Genomic DNA, 15915 nt, shown 5'->3' on the forward strand with positions numbered 1-15915 from the left:
GCACCGAAGCGTCGGCGCCGCATCAGGATCCGTACGGACACTCAGGCGGCCACCGAATCCTGCACGCGGATCGGGTGGCCCGCCGCAGCATGGCGATTGATGGCGCTCAGGATCGCCATGAACGAAGACGTCACGATATCTTCGTGCACCCCGACCCCGAAACCGCTGGCCCCGCCATCGATACGCATTTCGACATACGACGCGGCCCGCGTATCGGTACCTGTGCCGATGGCATGTTCTTGATAGTCCATGACCCGGGCATCGATCCCCAGGGCCTGGATGAAGGCCGAGATCGCGCCATCACCCTGGCCTGACACATTGCGGATCTGGCCATCGACCGAGACCTCGAGTTCGATCATGAACTGCTTCTGCCCGGTGGCCTTCGGGCTGCCCGTGATACGGTGGCGAATCAACCGCACAGGCGCATCGAGATCCAGGTATTCTCTGCAGAAGATGTCATGCACATCCCTGGATGTGACCTCGCAGCCGGTTTCATCGGTGACCCGCTGAATCGCGCGGCTGAATTCGATCTGCAGGCGGCGCGGCAGGACCAGGCCGTGTTCCTGTTCGAGCAGATAGGACACCCCGCCCTTGCCTGACTGGCTGTTGACGCGTATGACGGCGTCATAGCTGCGGCCCAGATCGGCCGGATCGATGGGCAGATAGGGCACTTCCCAGACGGCATCCGCCTGCTGGACCGCAAAGCCCTTCTTGATGGCGTCCTGGTGCGAACCGGAAAACGCCGTGAAGACCAGATCCCCGGCATACGGGTGGCGCGGATGCACCGGCAACTGGTTGCAGTGCTCGACACAGCGCCGCACCTCGTCGATATCCGAGAAATCGAGCCCCGGATGCACCCCCTGCGTATACAGATTGAGCGCCAGCGTGACCAGGTCCACGTTGCCTGTGCGCTCGCCATTGCCGAACAGGCAGCCCTCGATCCGGTCGGCCCCGGCCATGACCGCAAATTCAGCCGCTGCAACGGCGGTACCGCGATCGTTGTGCGGATGCACGCTGAGCACGATCTTGTCGCGCTCGTTCAGGTGGGTGTGCATCCACTCGATCTGGTCGGCATACAGATTGGGCGTGGTCGCTTCGATGGTTGCCGGCAGGTTGAGGATGATCCTGTCTTCGACCGTGGGTTGCCAGGCCTGCACCACCGCGTTGCAGACATCCAGGGCAAACTCGGGCTCGGTGGTGCTGAATACTTCCGGAGAATACTCGTAGCGCCAGTGCGTTTCCGGATGTTTGGCCATTTCGGCCTTCACGACCCGCGTGCCTTCGACCGCGATGGCGCGCACTTCGTCACGGCTCATGCGAAAGACGATCTTGCGAAAGGCCGGGGCACAGGCGTTGTACAAGTGAATGATGGCGTGGCGCGCGCCCGCACAGGACTCGACGGTGCGTGCGATCAGGTCGTCGCGCGACTGGGTGAGCGCGATGATGGTGACGTCATCCGGAATGTGTCCTTCATCGACCAGCGTGCGCACGAAATCGAAATCCGTCTGCGAGGCCGAGGGGAAGCCCACCTCGATCTCCTTGAAGCCGATCTTGACGAGCTGACGGAAGAACCGCAGCTTGCGCTCTACGCTCATGGGCTCGATGAGGGCCTGGTTGCCGTCGCGCAAATCGGTGCTCATCCAGATGGGTGGCGTCGTGATGCGGCGGCTGGGCCAGGTGCGTTCGGAGAAGTCATGCGCGAACGGCGCAAACGGGACGTATTTTGTGGCGGGATTCTTGATCATTGCTGTACCTGTCGGTGTCTGCCCGGATCACGGGCCAGGGAAAAAGTGGCGCATCAGGTTGCCGGACTGCCACGTGGCGCTAGGCCCGGCAACCGATCGTTAGCAGCAGCAGGCCCGACAGGGGCAGCAGAAGCGGGATGGCAGGCGCCACCCGGGCACACACACGCCCCGACACGGGCGTGTCGGCGGCTGGATCGGGGTGTGTGCAGGAAGTGTCCATAGCCGAAAGTCGAACACATTCTTGACGAAAATGCAAGCACAAAACGCGGCCGAACCGGCCTGAGCAATGCACATGCTGCCATCCAATGCCGTTTCTGCGGCCCATCAGGGCTGCCCGCTCTGTCGTGCCTGCAGGGCATCCTGCAGGACACGACGCTGATGGCGGGCCGTCTGCAGGCGCGTGGCCCGGTGGGCAACCAGTTCCGCCGCTGCGTGTTGTACATCGCCAACACGCAGCGGTTCATCCGTGCTGGGCCAGGCCCATAAAAGTACATCGAGTGCGGGCGCGGACAACTGCCCCGCGAGCCTCTGAAAGGCCTCTGGGCGGACCCTGCGCAGGCGTGCATGGGCCAGCAGGCTGCGCCCCAGGGCAAACAGAATGCGCAACACGATCAGTGTGAGCAGACCCACCAGAACCCACCAGAACCAGGGATTGATGCGCTCGAGCATCGACAGGGCTTCGGGGCCGGCCACATTGAAACGCCGGAAATCGAAATCCAGGCCGAATGCCAGCACGGCCTGTGCGAGCCGTGCCCAACCCCAGGCGATGAGCAGCACCAGAACCAGGATGAGCACCCAGATGCCCAGCAGGTGCGCCAGCACCGTACGACGCAACAGGCGGCGATCTTCGCGCGTGGGGGCGGGTTCGGTGGCCATGGGGTCAGTATGCATGATGTCGACAGGGTCCATCGGGTGGGATCATCGGAAGCCGGGAGCACATCAGAAATCGGATTTCCTGGCAGGGCAGCCCTCGACCTTGCCCCAGGCTGCATTGGGCTCACAGTACTGGTTGCGCACCGCCCATGCGCAGGATGGGCGCGAGAAGAAGCCCACGTTTTCACAGGCCTTGAGCTCGGCACGGAACTCGGCCTGCCACGAGCCCCCACCAACCTGACCCGTACGGCCGACAGGGGGGCCATCGGGCGACATGGAGGGCTCGGTGACGTCGATCGGCTGCACGAAATGGCCGCCGCCCGGCACCCCGATGCCAGCCAGCGGGTCTGCCGGCGCGCCCCCCATCTGCCTGAGGGCAGCCTGCTCTATGGCCTGATCGAGGGTGATGGTCGTGGTGGCCAGCGCAATGGGGCCGGCCTGCTCCATGAGCGAAGTGGTCTCGATCGACCAATCGACGGGCGGCATCATGCTGGGTACCCCCTGCCGGCCATTGGGCAGCAGCTGCGGGGCTGTGGCGACAAAGGGCCGGCCCTGTGCATCCAGGCTCGCGCTGCTGTCGAGCTCTGGGTGGTGGGCCGGCATCTGAATCTGTGTGGGACCGTGCGCAATCAGCCAATCGCCCAGTTGCAGGCCACCCCAGGCCGAAAAGCCTGCAGCCAGCAACAGGAAGGCAATGATCAGACGCCAGGACATGAAATGCTCGCCTCGAGGTCATGTGCAGAGGATATGAGCATTGTATCGAAAGCAGCGCGCCGGTCAGCCCGAGAAGAAATGGCCGGCATGCTCGCGCATGGCATGAAACTCGATCTCCGGATTGCGCTCCATGGCGATGCGCAGCTGCGCGCCCGACGTCGCCAGGAAAGCGGGCGCATCCACAACATCATGCGCCATGTTGGCTGCATTGGCGGCCATGAACTTGCGCAGCGCAGCGGGATCCTTGCTGGTCACCCAACGCGCCAGGCTGTAGCGTGAGGGGGCCATGCGGGCGTCTACGGCATACTCGGTCTTCAGCCGCTGCGCCACCACCTCGAACTGCAGCTGGCCCACGGCGCCGAGCAGGAGCGCGCCGCCCGCCATGTCCGGACGGAACACCTGGATGGCCCCCTCTTCCCCAAGCTGGGTCAGGCCGGTACGCAACTGCTTGGTACGCAGAGGATCGCGCACTTCGACCGACTGAAACAGCTCGGGGGCGAAAAACGGCAGGCCGGTGAACGTGAGCGTCTCGCCTTCGGTCAGCACGTCGCCCAGCTGCAGCATGCCATGGTTCGGTATGCCGATGATGTCGCCCGCCCAGGCTTCATCCACGATCTCGCGCCGCTGGGACAGGAACGACACCACATTGTTCGGCCGGATTTCCTTGCCCGTGCGGGCCACTTTCAGGCGCATGCCGCGCTCGAAACGACCCGAGCTGACGCGCACGAATGCCACCCTGTCCCGGTGCGCGGGATCCATATTGGCCTGCACCTTGAAGACCATCCCCGTGAAACGCGGCTCTTCGGGCCGCACCTCGCGCTGCAGCGCCTTGCGCGGCCCGGGTGGCGGCGCCTGCTCGACCAGCGCATCCAGCACTTCACGCACGCCAAAATTGTTGATGGCCGAACCGAAGAACACCGGCGTCTGGCGACCGGCCAGGAACGCCTCGCGATCGAACGCAGGCACGGCCCCGGTGATCAGATCAATCTCTTCGCGGGCCTTGCGCCACGCATCGCCAAAGCGCGTCGACAAGACCGGATTATCGAGGCCGGACAGCGTTTCGTCATCATCGCGATGGCGCTCGGCGCCCGGCCTGAAAACCCGCATGTGATCATGGCGCAGGTCGAAGACCCCGCCAAAATGGCGCCCCATGCCGACCGGCCAGGAAAATGGCACGGCATCCATCTGGAGATGAGCCTCGATCTCGGAGAGCAGATCCAGGGGCTCGCGCACCTCGCGGTCCAGCTTGTTGATGAACGTGATGATGGGCGTGTTGCGCGCCCGGCACACCTGCAGCAGCCGTATCGTTTGCGGTTCGACCCCATTGGCGGCATCGATCACCATGAGGGCGGCATCCACGGCCGTCAGGACGCGGTAGGTGTCTTCGGAAAAATCCTGGTGGCCCGGCGTGTCCAGCAGGTTGATCACGCAATCGCGGTATTCCATCTGCATGACCGACGAGGCCACGGAAATGCCGCGCTGCTTTTCGATCTCCATCCAGTCGGACGCGGCGTGCCGGCTCGCCTTGCGCGCCTTCACGCTGCCGGCGATCTGGATGGCGCCAGCGAACAGCAGCAGTTTCTCGGTCAGCGTCGTCTTGCCGGCATCGGGGTGTGAAATGATGGCAAAAGTACGGCGGCGGCCGACTTCCTGGCGTGGATTCATGCGCGCCGGCCCGCCGTCGACGGCGTTCTGCCGCGTCGTGCCCGCTGGGTCCGGCCGGCGGGATTCTCCCGGTGGCCGCGTGGGCGCGCCGCCGCAGTGGCCACCTCGGAGTCGGACGCTTCGGCCGACGGCACCGGCGGCACCCAGCCGGCTATCGTGATCGGTTCGAGATTCTGCCGGGTGAGGCGCTCGATGGCACGCAACAGCTTGACTTCGGAATCATCCACCAGAGACAGGGCCGAACCCGGGCTGCCAGCCCGCCCCGTCCGGCCGATGCGGTGCACATAGTCTTCGGGCACGTTGGGCAGCTCGAAATTGACGACTTGCGGCAATTGCTCGATATCCAGGCCACGGGCGGCAATGTCGGTGGCCACGAGCACGGCCACCGTGCCATCCTTGAAGCCGCTCAGGGCCCTGGTGCGGGCAGACTGGCTCTTGTTGCCATGAATCGCGGCCGCCGACAGCCCATCCTTGACCAGTTTTTCTGCCAGACGATTGGCGCCATGCTTGGTGCGCGTGAATACCAGCACCTGATGCCAGCCGCTTTCGCGAATGATATGGCTCAGGAGATCGCGCTTGTCGCCCTGCCGGGCCATCACGACCTTCTGGCGTACCAGCCCGCTGGCGGCATTGCGGCGCGCCACGGATACTTCCTGGGGTTGATCGAGCATGCCCTGGGCCAGGGCACGGATTTCATCCGAGAAGGTGGCCGAGAACAGCAGGCTCTGGCGTGTCCGGGGCAGCAGACGCAGGATGCGGCGGACATCATGGATGAAGCCCATGTCCAGCATGCGATCCGCTTCGTCGAGCACCAGGATTTCCACACCTGACAGATCCAGCGTTTTCTGGCTGACATGATCGAGCAGGCGCCCCGGCGTGGCCACCAGAATATCCACGGGCTTTTTCAGGGCGGTGATCTGTGGGTTGATGTTCACCCCGCCAAAGATGACCAGCGACTGGATGCGCGTATGGTGCGCGTACAGGCGCACGGACTCCTCGACTTGCGCAGCCAGTTCGCGCGTGGGTGTCAGCACCAGCACGCGCGGCCGCCCGGACGCGCGCCCCTTTTGAGGATGGCGCAGCAGATGATCCAGAATGGGCAGCGTGAAACCGGCGGTCTTGCCAGTCCCGGTCTGTGCTGCGGCCAGCAGATCGGTACCGTGCAGCACGTGCGGAATCGCCTGTGCCTGGATGGGTGTAGGGTGCGTATAGCCCGCTTCGCGCACGGCGCGCAGCAAGGGTTCGGCCAGACCGAGATCGGCGAAGGAAAGTTCGGAATTCAAATCGAGTGGCTCCAGCGACGCCCATCACCCGGAGCGGGCGATGCCAATCGGGGCCGTCATGCAGAATGATTGTGTGACGCATGGGGCAGGCCCGTGCGCCGCAATGAGAACAGCGTGCAATGAATGGCAAACTGCACGAAGTCCGGTAGTATAGCGCGATGTTCTCGTACAGGACACGTTCAGGGGTACAGAATGCAACGGATATTTTCTCGTGTGCTGGTGGTGATGCTGGCATTGCTGCTTTCGGGCTGCGGCTACAACGAACTGCAGCGCCTCGACGAGCAGGTGGCGGCAAGCTGGTCCCAGGTGCTCAGCCAGTATGAACGGCGCGCCGAACTGGTGCCCAAGCTGGTGGCCTCGGTGAATGCCTACATGGTGCAGGAGCGCAGCGTGCTCGAGCAGGTGACCGAAGCCCGGGCACGGGTCGGGCAGATCAGCCTGCAGGCCAGCGATCTGGATGACCCAGCCATGCTGCAGCGCTTCGAAGAAGCCCAGGGGGCCTTGTCCGGCAGCCTGTCGCGCCTGCTCGCGGTCTCCGAGAACTATCCCCAACTCAAGAGCGATGGCCTGTTCCGCGACCTCATGACCCAGCTCGAGGGCACGGAAAACCGCATTGCCGTGGCCCGTGAACGCTATGTGGCCGCCGTACAGGCCTGGAATCAGACGATCAGGCAATTCCCCGAATTGATCGTTGCGCGCGTACTGGGCTACCAGCCCAGGCCGCAATACGGGCTCGACAAGGCCGACCAGGTACAGCGTGACCCCGAAGTGCGCTTCGATCTGCCCGCTGCGACACAATGACGACGGCACCTGCCTTGCACGGGGCACCTGTGTCGCAAACGATGCTGCACGCATCGCCGACCGCTCGACACCGTACTCCGCGCGCCGTGGGCCCCATGTGGCTCGCATGGCTCGCGTGGATCGTCTGCGCGCTGAGCCTCCTGGGTTCGCCACGCCCCTCGATGGCCGCCGATCCGGTGCCGGTACCTGCCTGGCAGGCCTGGGTCACCGATCTCGCAGGGGCCCTGGACGCGGCCGAACGCTCGGACCTGAACCAGCGCTTGCAGGCACTGGAGCAGGAACGCGGCACTCAGCTCTTCGTGCTGCTGGTACCCACCACGGGCCCGGACACCATCGAGCAGTATGCGCGGCGTGTGTTCGATACCTGGGCCGTGGGGCGCCGCAAGGTGGATGACGGGATCCTGCTGCTGGTCGCCCTGGATGACCGGACCGTGCGCATCGACGTGGGCTATGGGCTCGAGGGCGCGATCACCGATGTGCAGGCCGGGCGCATCATCCGTGAACGGATCACACCCCAGTTCGCACAGGGCCACATCGCGGCGGGCATCCAGGCCGGCGTACAGGCTCTCGAGGCTCTCGTGGCCGGCGAAGATCTGCCCGAACCGCCGTCACAGGAATCAGGCGAAAACGATGCCCCACCCTGGTTCTTTCTGCTGCCCGCGGCATTTTTCGTGCTGGTCATGCCCGTGGCCGTAGGGGCCGTGCTCTTTGGCACCCTGTGCTTCATGCTGACCGACAGCATGTTCTGGAGCCTGGCCGGGGCCGTGCTGGCCGTGGTGCTGGCCATGATCAGCCGCGGCCTGGGGATCACGCAACGCCTCAGGCAAGGGTCCGGCAGGCGCGGCAGGCGGGACTCCGGACCCTGGGGCGGGCCGGGCGGTGGCGGCGGATTCGGTGGCGGGGGCTCTGGCGGCGGGGGCGGCGGCCGAGGCGGCGGGGGCGGCGCGTCCGGCAGCTGGTGAACCGGGGTCCGCCTGGCGGGGCGTCCGGCAGCTGGTGAACCGCGGGTCCGGCCGATGGGGCCTGCCGACGCGCCCCGCCACGAGCGGCCACCCGCTGCGGACCGTGTCCTGTGCAGCGCCACCGTGGCCTGCGCAGGCATCATGCCGTCGTTACGCCGCCGCGAACGCCGATTCGAGATCCTGCAGCAGATCGGCGACGTCTTCCAGCCCCACGTGCAGGCGCAGCACCGAACCGGCCTGCAGGCCACTGGCGACCAGGCTGCGCCAATATGAATGCGCTTCGAGGGTTGCCGGGCTCACCAGCGAAACCAGGCTCTCGTAGCCCCCCCACGAATAGCCGATCCCGAACAGGCGCAGCGCATCGACCAGCCGGCGGGCCTGGTGCTGATCGAAACTCAGCGCCACTGCGAGCAGACCATTGGAGCCCGACGCATCGCGCTGCCACAGCCCATGGCCCGGATCCTGTGGCCAGGCCGGGAAAAACACCCGCTGTACCTGTGGTTGTGCCGCGAGCCATTCACAGACCTGCAGCGCGTGATCGCCGCTGGCCTCCATACGCAGCCCGAGCGTACGCGCGCCCCGCAGGGCGAGCCAGACGTCGTCTGCGCCGACCGTGCTGCCCAGCGCATTGTGCGTGTCTGCGAGCGCCCGGATGTGCTGGTGGTCACGAACCACTGCCGCGCCCAGCATCAGGTCGGAATGCCCGCCAAGGTACTTGGTGGCCGCCAGGACCGATATATCTGCGCCCAGGGCCAGTGGATGGTACACATAGCCCGAGCCCCAGGTGTTGTCGACCACGACCAGCAGGCCGTGCGCATGGGCCCAGCGCGTCAGGGCGGGTACATCCAGCATCTGCATCAGCAGGGATCCCGGCGATTCGAGATAGAGCATCCGCGTTTCAGGCCGCAGGGCGGCCTGCAGGCTTTCGATGTCCGGCGCGACGAAATCCATGGCCACCCCCAGGCGCGCCAGAACCGTCTTGTGGAAGGCTCGCACAGGCCCATAGACGCAGTCGGCCACCAGGGCGTGATCGCCGGCACTGAGGCAGGCCATGAGTGTCATGCTGATCGCCGCCATGCCCGACGGCGCGAGAAAGGCCCGCTGGCCGCCCTCGAGCTCGCACACCAGCGCCTCGAATGCCTCGTGGGTATCCAGACCCAGGCGTCCGTAGGTGGCCACACGATGCCCCGCATGCCGGGCCATCTGGGCCTGATCGTGGGCGGCCATGGAAACGAAGCGCACCGTGCTGGTGCGCACGGCCGGCAGGGATACCGGACCCGTACCGGTGATCGGATTCAACGGGGCCTGGCCCGCGTGCTGAAGTACGGTATCGACGTGATCGGCTGTTTTTGGCATGGTGGCTCAGAGTGTTTGAAAACGGTACACGCCATCATCCCCCAGTTGGCGCTTCAATTGTCCACGATAATACAATGTGTGCAGATGCGCGATCGCCTCGCCCATGGCAAAAGTCAATTGGTGCATGTCGAGCTTGCGGTTGAAGAGCACCGGCAGCAGATCATGGGCACTTTTTGGCGCCTTGCAGGCCGCCAGTACATCAGCCAGGCGTTCGGCATGGTGGGCCTGCTGCTGGGCAATGCGCGTGTGCAGCCCGCGGAAGGGCCGGCCATGCGAGGGCAGCACCAGCGTATCTTCGGGCAGGCCATCGTAGCGCTGCAGCGAATCCAGATACAGTGCCAGAGGATCCGCCTCGGGTTCGAAGTCGAAAACGCTCACGTTGGTCGAAATGCGCGGCAGGATCATGTCACCCGAGATCAGCACCTGCAGGTCGGGGCACCACAGGGACATGTGCTCCGGCGCATGGCCGTGGCCGACGATGACCTGCCAGCGGTGCGCGCCCACCTGCACCTGCTGCCCATGCATCAATCGGTGGAAGTTGCGCGGCATGTCGGGCACCAGGCCCGAATAGTAGGCATGCCGGTCACGCAGCATCTGCTGGGCGGCCGGGTCGAGCAGGCCGTGTCGCGCAAAATGCCGCGCCGCAGAATCCCCGGTGGGCCCGCTGCCTTCGGTCTGCGCTGCGCTTGCGGCCGGCCCGCCGCCCGACCACAGGCTGGCCAGCGCAAAATCGGTGGCCGACATCCACAAAGGGGCTTGCCAGCGCTCGCACAGCCAATGCGAGAGGCCGACGTGATCCGGATGCATGTGCGTGACAATCACTCGCAGGACCGGCAAACCTTCGAGCCGGGATTCGAACAGCGTCTCCCAGGCCTGACGGACCTCGGGCCGATCGATCCCGCAATCCACCACGGCCCAGCCGTCGCGCCCGTCCAGGTGGTCACGCAGCAGCCACAGGTTGATGTGATCCAGCGCAAACGGCAAGGGCATGCGCAGCCAGTGCACCCCCTCGGCCATGGCCTGGGTCTCGCCCGATGCCGGCAGGGCATCGCCCCACGGATAATTCAAAGCCTGTTCCTGCGGATTCATCCAGTTCTCCTCTGTATGATCTTTACATTGACGTAAGCGTCATGCATAATCGGACCCTCCATTGTATGCATGTTTTGGGCGCTGTCAGCATGAGTCAGGACACCTGGTCGATTTCCGAGATGGCCCGCGAGTTCGCCGTCACGCCACGTACCCTGCGCTTCTATGAAGACCAGGGCATCCTCGCCCCCACCCGCGAAGGCCGCAACCGCGTCTATGCCGCCCGGGATCGCACCCGCCTGAAGCTTGCCCTGCGCGGGCGGCGCCTGGGCCTGCAACTGTCAGAGATCCTCAGCCTGATCAATCTGTACGATCGCAGCAAGGCCAGCACGACCGCGCAACTGCAGTATTACGCCCGGGTTCTCGCCGATCACCGCTACAAGCTCGAGCAGCAGCGTCACGATCTCGACCAGACCCTCAAAGAGATTCGCGACCAGCAGGCCGAATGCGAGGCCCTGTTGCGCACCCGCCTTGCTTCATCATCCACCCCTCAGGAGACCTCCTCATGAATCAGCCTGGCCTGGACTTCAACCTCGGATCCGATCTGGACATGCTGCGCGACGCCGTGCGCGACTTTGCCCAGGCAGAGATCACCCCACGCGCGGCACAGGTCGATCACGACGACCAATTTCCCATGGATCTCTGGCGCAAGTTCGGTGATCTCGGGCTGCTGGGTGTCACGGTCGACGAAGCGTATGGCGGCAGCCAGCTTGGCTACCTGGCCCACATGATCGTGATGGAAGAGATCTCGCGCGCCAGCGCCTCGATTGCCCTGTCCTACGGCGCGCACTCGAACCTCTGCGTGAACCAGATCCACCGCAATGGCACCGAAGCACAGAAACGCAAGTACTTGCCGGGCCTGATCTCGGGCGCGCAAGTCGGGGCGCTGGCCATGAGCGAGCCGGGCGCGGGCTCGGATGTGGTCAGCATGCGCCTGCGGGCCGACAGGAAGGGCGACCATTACGTGCTCAACGGCAGCAAGATGTGGATCACCAACGGTCCGGACGCCGATACCCTGGTGGTCTATGCCAAGACCGACCCCGAGGCGCACCAGCGTGGCATCACGGCCTTCATCGTCGAAAAGTCCTTCGCGGGCTTTTCGGTGGCCCAGAAGCTCGACAAACTGGGCATGCGCGGCTCGCATACGGGCGAGCTGGTCTTCGAGAACTGCATGGTGCCCGCCGAAAACGTGCTGGGTGAAGTCAATGGCGGCGTGCGCGTACTCATGAGCGGGCTGGATTACGAACGTGCCGTGCTGGCTGCAGGGCCCCTGGGCATCATGCAGGCGGTGATGGACGTGGTGGTGCCCTACGTGCACGAGCGCAAGCAGTTCGGTCAGCCCATTGGCGAATTCCAGCTCATCCAGGGCAAGCTGGCCGACCTGTATGTCACCCTGCAGGCCAGCCGTGCGTTCTGTTACACGGTGGGGCGCAACCTCGACAGCCTGGGTTCGCGACACGTGCGCCAGGTACGCAAGGATTGTGCCGGCGTCATTCTGTACTGCGCCGAAAAGGCCACCTGGATGGCAGGTGAGGGCATCCAGATCCTGGGCGGCAATGGGTACATCAATGATTATCCCACAGGGCGGCTGTGGCGCGACGCCAAACTGTACGAAATCGGTGCCGGCACCAGCGAAATCCGGCGCATGCTGATCGGCCGCGAACTCTTTGCCGAGACGGCCTGACGCCTCATGCCGCGCCTTGCCGAACAGGCCTGTATCGAAACGCCACCGCCCCGCGGGCATGCGCCCGGATCGGTGGCCGGCATGATTCTGGCCGGTTTCGACCGCCACTATGCCCTGTTCCGCTACAGTGCCCAGCGGGCCAAGTCCCTGTTCGAGTCGGCCCAATGGCAGGGCATACAGCAATTGGCCCGGGAACGGATCGAGTATTACGACACCCGGGTGCGCGAATGCGCGGCCGCATTGTCGCAAGCCCTGCGCGATACGGCGCCGGCCCAGGCCAGCCCAGGCAAGGCGCTCAGTGCCGAGCAGATCGAATTCTGGCAGGCCGTCAAGTCCGCATACATCGGTCTGCTGGCAGGGCACGACCAGCCTGAATGCGCCGAAACCTTCTTCAATTCGGTCTCCTGCCGCATCCTGCATCGCAGCTATTTCAACAACGCCTTCCTCTTCGTGCGCCCCGCAGTGGCCACCGACTACATCGGCGGATCGCCCGCGGCCTACCGCAGCTATTACCCACTGACCACGCGGCTCCAGGAGGCGCTGGTACAGTTGTTTGCCGCCTATGGCCTGGCCACGCCCTGGGCGGACCTGCCGGCGGACGTGCGCCGTCTGGCCCGCATGGGCATACGGCACCTGCGCCGGAATCTGCCGCGCGGGCGCGGGCGCCGGCTGTCGGCCGACTGTCAGATCCAGGTCCTGGACAAGCTGTTTTTTCGCAACAAGGGAGCGTATGTGCTCGGCCGCCTGGTCAACCAGGGAGGCATCCATCCTTTTGCCGTGGCCCTGCTGCAGAATCCGGCCGGTCAGGTGCAGATCGACGCTCTGCTGATCGGCAGCGACGAGCTCAGCACCCTGTTCAGCTTCACACGCGCGTATTTTCTGGTCGACATGCAGGCCCCGGCCGCCTGTGTGGATTTTCTGTCAACCCTGTTTCCGCGCAAGCCACGGGCCGAGATCTATACCGCCATCGGTCTGCAGAAGCAGGGCAAGACCCTGTTCTACCGCGATTTTCTGCACCACCTGTCGCACTCGCACGACCACTTCGACTATGCCCCGGGCATCGAAGGCCTGGTGATGACCGTCTTCACCCTGCCCTCGTATCCCTACGTCTTCAAGATGATCCGCGACCGCATTGCCAAGGATGGCATGGATGCCGCAACCGTGCAGCGCAAGTACCAGATGGTCAAGCGCCACGATCGGGTCGGCCGCATGGCCGACACCTGGGAGTATTCCTCGGTGGCGCTGCCACGCGCCCGCTTCTCAGCGCGCCTGCTCGATGGCCTGCGACGCGAGGTACCCGCACAGATGGAAGAACTGGGCGATCAGGTCATTCTGCACCACGTCTACATCGAACGGCGCATGACACCGCTCAACCTGTTCCTGATGCAGGCCAACGACGAGGTGCTCGATGCCGCCATCCAGCAATACGGCCAGGCGATCCGCGAACTGGCGGCGGCGAATATCTTCCCGGGTGACATGCTGTACAAGAACTTCGGCGTCACGCGTCTGGGCCGGGTGGTCTTCTACGACTACGACGAAATCGAACGCATGACGGACATGAATTTCCGCCAGATCCCCCCAGCCCCCAACGAAGAGGCCGAACTGGCCAGCGAACCCTGGTATCCCGTCGGCCGGCACGATGTGTTCCCCGAGGAATTCAGCCGCTTCCTGCTGGGCAATGCCCGTGTGCGAGCCGCCTTCCTGCGGCACCACGCCGAGCTTTTGGGTGCACAATGGTGGCAAGAGTGCCGTGCCCGGGTGGCACTGGGGCGCCTGGAAGACATTTTCCCCTACCCCGGGGCACGCCGCCTTCACATCACACACGCCCGGCCTGCTGCGGCAGCGGGCAATCCGTAATATTCCAGGAGTACATCATGAGTGATTCCATCGTCATCGTATCGGCCGCCCGCACCCCCATGGGGGGCATGATGGGCAGTCTCTCGGGCCTCTCGGCCCATGAACTGGGCGCCACCGCCATCAAGGCCGCCGTCGAGCGCGCCGGCATCCCCGGCGAAGCAGTCAGCGAAGTCATCATGGGCAACGTCCTGCAGGCCGGCCAGGGTCAGGCACCGGCACGCCAGGCTGCCCTGGGGGCGGGCCTGCCCATCAGCGTCCCCTGCAGTACCCTGCACAAGGTCTGCGGTTCGGGCCTCAAGGCGGTCATGCTGGCCCACGACCTGATCAAGGCCGGCTCGGCCGAGGTGGTCGTGGCCGGTGGCCAGGAAAGCATGAGCAATGCCCCCTACCTGCTGCTGCGCGGCCGGCAGGGTTACCGCTACGGGCACTCCACCGTCTACGATCACATGGCCCTGGATGGCCTCGAAGACGCCTACCAGCGCGGGACGGCCATGGGGGTCTTCGCTGAAGACTGTGCCGCAAAGTACCACTTCACCCGTGAGCAGCAGGACGCGTTCTCGCTCGAATCCCTGCGCCGAGCCCGCCAGGCCTCGGAAGATGGCAGCTTCGCCTGGGAAATCACCCCGGTCACCATCCAGGGCCGCAAGGGTGATACGGTTGTCGAGCGCGACGAAGCCCCCTTCACCGCCAAGCCCGAAAAAATCCCCAGCCTCAAGCCCGCCTTCAAGAAGGACGGCACCGTCACGGCGGCCAATGCCTCATCCATCTCGGACGGTGCCGCAGCCCTGGTCGTCATGAGCAGCAGCCGCGCCGAAGCGCTTGGCGCCACCCCGCTCGCGCGCATCGTGGCGCATACGCAATTCTCGCAAGAGCCTGCATGGTTCACCACAGCCCCGGTGGGCGCCATCCGCAAGCTGTTCGAAAAAACCGGCTGGTCTGCCGAAGACGTCGATCTGTACGAAATCAACGAAGCCTTTGCCGTCGTCACCATGGCGGCCATGGCGGATCTGGATCTCCCCCATGATCGCGTCAACGTGCATGGCGGCGCCACAGCCCTGGGTCACCCCATCGGGGCCTCGGGCGCGCGTCTGCTCACCACCCTCATCGGCGCCCTGCGCAAGACCGGTGGCCAGCGCGGCATTGCCTCTCTGTGCATCGGCGGGGGCGAAGCGGTGGCTCTGGCCATCGAAATGCTCTGATCCACAGGACACGCCATGCCGGTCATTGAATCCCGTATCCAGACCCGTTCACCCGAGTTTCAGGACAACGCGCGTGCGATGCGCGCCCTGGTGGCCGACCTGCAGCAGCAACTGGCCCGTACGGCCAGGGGCGGCAGCGACGCCGCCCGCGAGCGCCATCTGGCCCGCGGAAAACTGCTGCCGCGCGAGCGGGTCGAACGTCTGCTCGACGTCGGCACGCCGTTTCTCGAGCTTTCGCCACTGGCGGCCCACGATGTCTATGACAATGCATCGCCCGGCGCGGGGCTCATCACCGGCATCGGCCGTGTCAGCGGCACCGAGTGCGTCATCGTGTGCAATGATGCCACGGTCAAGGGGGGCACGTATTTTCCGCTCACCGTCAAGAAGCACCTGCGCGCCCAGGAGATCGCCCGGCAGAATCACCTGCCCTGCCTGTACCTGGTGGATTCGGGCGGCGCCAACCTGCCCAACCAGGACGAAGTCTTCCCGGATCGGGATCATTTCGGGCGGATCTTCTTCAATCAGGCCGTGATGTCCTCGATGGGGATTGCCCAGCTGGCGGCCGTCATGGGCTCCTGCACGGCCGGTGGCGCCTACGTGCCGGCCATGAGCGACGAGGCGATCATCGTACGCAACCAGGGCACCATCTTTCTTGGCGGCCCGCCATTGGTCAAGGCGGCCACGGGCGAA

At 65.0% G+C, this 15915-nt stretch carries 14 protein-coding genes; 7 read left to right on the forward strand and 7 right to left on the reverse strand.

Annotated features, from left to right (window positions below):
• Window positions 1–41: 41 nt before the first annotated feature.
• From leuA to WCY17_RS04505, 5 genes are all read right to left on the reverse strand, one after another.
• Window positions 42–1745: a 2-isopropylmalate synthase gene (gene leuA / locus WCY17_RS04485; RefSeq protein WP_372700971.1), complete on the reverse strand. Its 1704-nt coding sequence runs from the start codon at window positions 1743–1745 to the stop codon at window positions 42–44.
• A gap of 324 nt (window positions 1746–2069) precedes the next feature.
• Window positions 2070–2636 carry a hypothetical protein gene (locus tag WCY17_RS04490; protein WP_372700972.1) on the reverse strand — a complete coding sequence of 189 codons (567 nt, stop codon included), beginning with the start codon at window positions 2634–2636 and terminating at the stop codon, window positions 2070–2072.
• 48 nt (window positions 2637–2684) lie between these two features.
• The gene (locus WCY17_RS04495) at window positions 2685–3332 is read right to left on the reverse strand and encodes a hypothetical protein (RefSeq protein ID WP_372700973.1); all 648 of its coding nucleotides are present in this window, start codon (window positions 3330–3332) and stop codon (window positions 2685–2687) included.
• A gap of 63 nt (window positions 3333–3395) precedes the next feature.
• A complete protein-coding gene (locus WCY17_RS04500) occupies window positions 3396–4997 on the reverse strand; it encodes a peptide chain release factor 3 (protein WP_372700974.1) in 1602 nt (533 codons plus the stop codon).
• Complete coding sequence (locus WCY17_RS04505; protein ID WP_372700975.1) at window positions 4994–6280, reverse strand: DEAD/DEAH box helicase; 1287 nt, start codon at window positions 6278–6280, stop codon at window positions 4994–4996. Before WCY17_RS04505 ends, WCY17_RS04500 begins: the two co-directional genes overlap by 4 nt.
• Window positions 6281–6472: 192 nt before the next feature.
• Between WCY17_RS04505 and WCY17_RS04510 the strand changes: the two genes are divergently transcribed.
• Both WCY17_RS04510 and WCY17_RS04515 read left to right on the forward strand, forming a co-directional pair.
• Window positions 6473–7081, forward strand: coding sequence for a LemA family protein (locus WCY17_RS04510; RefSeq protein WP_372700976.1), 609 nt, complete (start codon window positions 6473–6475; stop codon window positions 7079–7081).
• Between the two features lie 95 nt (window positions 7082–7176).
• Window positions 7177–8043 carry a YgcG family protein gene (locus WCY17_RS04515; protein ID WP_372700977.1) on the forward strand — a complete coding sequence of 289 codons (867 nt, stop codon included), beginning with the start codon at window positions 7177–7179 and terminating at the stop codon, window positions 8041–8043.
• 150 nt (window positions 8044–8193) lie between these two features.
• Here WCY17_RS04515 and WCY17_RS04520 read toward each other — a convergent pair whose 3' ends face one another.
• Together WCY17_RS04520 and WCY17_RS04525 are read right to left on the reverse strand one after the other, a co-directional pair.
• Complete coding sequence (locus WCY17_RS04520) at window positions 8194–9399, reverse strand: PLP-dependent aspartate aminotransferase family protein (RefSeq protein ID WP_372700978.1); 1206 nt, start codon at window positions 9397–9399, stop codon at window positions 8194–8196.
• A gap of 6 nt (window positions 9400–9405) precedes the next feature.
• Window positions 9406–10488 carry an MBL fold metallo-hydrolase gene (locus WCY17_RS04525; RefSeq protein WP_372700979.1) on the reverse strand — a complete coding sequence of 361 codons (1083 nt, stop codon included), beginning with the start codon at window positions 10486–10488 and terminating at the stop codon, window positions 9406–9408.
• Between the two features lie 89 nt (window positions 10489–10577).
• Here WCY17_RS04525 and WCY17_RS04530 point away from each other — a divergent pair, with 89 nt between their 5' ends.
• The 5 genes from WCY17_RS04530 to WCY17_RS04550 form a co-directional block, all read left to right on the forward strand.
• Window positions 10578–10994 carry a MerR family DNA-binding transcriptional regulator gene (locus tag WCY17_RS04530; RefSeq protein ID WP_372700980.1) on the forward strand — a complete coding sequence of 139 codons (417 nt, stop codon included), beginning with the start codon at window positions 10578–10580 and terminating at the stop codon, window positions 10992–10994.
• Window positions 10991–12169 carry an isovaleryl-CoA dehydrogenase gene (locus tag WCY17_RS04535; protein ID WP_372700981.1) on the forward strand — a complete coding sequence of 393 codons (1179 nt, stop codon included), beginning with the start codon at window positions 10991–10993 and terminating at the stop codon, window positions 12167–12169. The genes WCY17_RS04530 and WCY17_RS04535 overlap by 4 nt, the downstream gene beginning before the upstream one ends.
• Window positions 12170–12175: 6 nt before the next feature.
• On the forward strand, window positions 12176–14026 hold the full coding sequence (gene aceK / locus WCY17_RS04540; protein ID WP_372700982.1) for a bifunctional isocitrate dehydrogenase kinase/phosphatase: 1851 nt from the start codon (window positions 12176–12178) through the stop codon (window positions 14024–14026).
• A 17-nt stretch (window positions 14027–14043) separates the two neighbouring features.
• The gene (locus WCY17_RS04545; protein WP_372700983.1) at window positions 14044–15225 is read left to right on the forward strand and encodes an acetyl-CoA C-acyltransferase; all 1182 of its coding nucleotides are present in this window, start codon (window positions 14044–14046) and stop codon (window positions 15223–15225) included.
• Window positions 15226–15240: 15 nt separating this feature from the next.
• The coding region (locus WCY17_RS04550; protein WP_372700984.1) for a carboxyl transferase domain-containing protein at window positions 15241–15915 on the forward strand (675 nt) is incomplete at its 3' end.

It is taken from the genome of Castellaniella sp. (assembly GCF_041677825.1).
Classification (GTDB): Bacteria; Pseudomonadota; Gammaproteobacteria; order Burkholderiales; family Burkholderiaceae_B; genus Castellaniella.

Coding starts and splice junctions, on each gene's coding strand:
- WCY17_RS04525 (WP_372700979.1), bottom strand. CDS start 10,488: ATGAATCCGCAGGAACAGGCTTTGAATTATCCGTGGGGCGATGCCCTG.
- WCY17_RS04515 (WP_372700977.1), top strand. CDS start 7,177: ATGTGGCTCGCATGGCTCGCGTGGATCGTCTGCGCGCTGAGCCTCCTG.
- WCY17_RS04530 (WP_372700980.1), top strand. CDS start 10,578: ATGAGTCAGGACACCTGGTCGATTTCCGAGATGGCCCGCGAGTTCGCC.
- WCY17_RS04495 (WP_372700973.1), bottom strand. CDS start 3,332: ATGTCCTGGCGTCTGATCATTGCCTTCCTGTTGCTGGCTGCAGGCTTT.
- WCY17_RS04490 (WP_372700972.1), bottom strand. CDS start 2,636: ATGCATACTGACCCCATGGCCACCGAACCCGCCCCCACGCGCGAAGAT.
- WCY17_RS04520 (WP_372700978.1), bottom strand. CDS start 9,399: ATGCCAAAAACAGCCGATCACGTCGATACCGTACTTCAGCACGCGGGC.
- WCY17_RS04545 (WP_372700983.1), top strand. CDS start 14,044: ATGAGTGATTCCATCGTCATCGTATCGGCCGCCCGCACCCCCATGGGG.
- WCY17_RS04500 (WP_372700974.1), bottom strand. CDS start 4,997: ATGAATCCACGCCAGGAAGTCGGCCGCCGCCGTACTTTTGCCATCATT.
- aceK (WP_372700982.1), top strand. CDS start 12,176: ATGCCGCGCCTTGCCGAACAGGCCTGTATCGAAACGCCACCGCCCCGC.
- WCY17_RS04535 (WP_372700981.1), top strand. CDS start 10,991: ATGAATCAGCCTGGCCTGGACTTCAACCTCGGATCCGATCTGGACATG.
- WCY17_RS04510 (WP_372700976.1), top strand. CDS start 6,473: ATGCAACGGATATTTTCTCGTGTGCTGGTGGTGATGCTGGCATTGCTG.
- leuA (WP_372700971.1), bottom strand. CDS start 1,745: ATGATCAAGAATCCCGCCACAAAATACGTCCCGTTTGCGCCGTTCGCG.